This window comes from Mesorhizobium sp. WSM4310 (genome assembly GCF_007003935.1).
Taxonomy (GTDB): domain Bacteria; phylum Pseudomonadota; class Alphaproteobacteria; order Rhizobiales; family Rhizobiaceae; genus Mesorhizobium.
The window spans coordinates 1-1,253 of record NZ_VFTA01000084.1 but is presented as its reverse complement, the minus strand read 5'-3'; the positions used below and the strand labels follow the sequence as shown (position 1 = coordinate 1,253).

The 1,253-nt window shown below is 59.9% G+C and carries 2 protein-coding genes; both read right to left on the bottom strand.

The window, feature by feature from the left end; all coding sequences use genetic code 11:
- Nucleotides 1-28: 28 nt before the first annotated feature.
- Nucleotides 29-847 (bottom strand): IS3 family transposase, encoded by an 819-nt coding sequence (locus FJV80_RS34380; RefSeq protein ID WP_244661964.1) that lies wholly within the window; start codon nucleotides 845-847, stop codon nucleotides 29-31.
- Nucleotides 826-1,176, bottom strand: coding sequence for a transposase (locus tag FJV80_RS34375; protein WP_095790661.1), 351 nt, complete (start codon nucleotides 1,174-1,176; stop codon nucleotides 826-828). The genes FJV80_RS34380 and FJV80_RS34375 overlap by 22 nt, the downstream gene beginning before the upstream one ends.
- Nucleotides 1,177-1,253 lie beyond the last annotated feature (77 nt).

Here is a 1,253-nt window from a genome sequence, read left to right as displayed (position 1 = left end):
TGGAGTGCGCCCCTCGGAGCGGACAGGATCAAGCGGCAGTTTTGACCATCTTCCGGGCGTGTTGGTCTTCGAACTGTTGCGGGCTGAGATAGCCGAGCGCTGAATGCAATCGGCGGGTGTTGTAGACCTCATCAATGAAGCGGGGAAGGTCCTCAGCGACGTCGGTGAAGGTTTCATAGGCCATCGGATAGATGGCTTCGACCTTCATCGTCTTCATGAAGCTTTCCGCTTTGGCATTATCGTAGGGATTGCCGCGCCGACCCATCGATCCAATAAGATCGTGCTCGGCGAGAAGATTGCGATAGAGGAGCGCGGCATATTGCGCCCCTCGATCCGAGTGATGGACGCAGCCCGGCGGCGGCTTTCGCCGTTCGATTGCCGCCTTCAATGCTGCAACGGTCAAGCGCGCGTCGATCGACCGGCCGATGGCGTAACCAACGACCTTGCGGGACCAGGCATCCAAGATGACCGCGACGTAGACGAAGCCTGCCGCAATCGCCACGTAGGTTATGTCGCTTACCCAAAGCCGGTTCGGGCCATCGAGTGTCACGTCCTTCGCCAGGTTCGGGAAGATCGGCAATTCATGATTGCTGTCCGTGGTGGCGATGAAGCGTCGCCTGATCCTGGGCTGCAGATCATGCTCGCGCATCAATCGTCTGATCTTCTTGTGGTTCACGACAATGCCGCTCTGCCGCAGCGCCGCCTGCATGCGGCGATAGCCGTAGGCTTCGAAGCTGTCGGAGATCTCACCCATCGTCTCGACGAGCGCTGTGTCATCCACGGCGGTTTCGGGCTGATCGTAGTAGGTTGACCGCGCGATCCCCATCAGCCGGCATCCTTCAGCGATAGAGACACCGCGGGGCCGGTGATCACGGATGTAGGCCCGCTTCTGGGACGTGGTGCGCTTTTCAGAGCCCCCTTTAGAAACTCGATTTCCAAGGCTTGCCGGCCTACCAGCCGCTCCAGCGCGGCGATCCGAGCCTCATAGGTCTGCATCGTCTCGGCCGCCGCTACATCCTCGTCGAAGGCGCCGGCCTCGTATTTCTGGACCCAGATACGGATCAGGTTACGCGCTAGTTCGTGCCGCCTGGCCAGACCATGAAGCGTCTCGCCGGAGAGGAACTCTTGCACTACCTGACGTTTGAACTCGATGCTGTGCGCGCGATGTGCAGTCATGGCTTCCATCCTTCGAAAGCCCGGCTTCCAAGTCAATTCTGCTTAGTCAAGCTGTCCGCTCCGAGGGGCGCACTCCA

What these genes read in the sequence shown, in the direction of transcription:
- FJV80_RS34375 (WP_095790661.1), bottom strand. Translation starts at nt 1,176, where the DNA reads ATGACTGCACATCGCGCGCACAGCATCGAGTTCAAACGTCAGGTAGTG.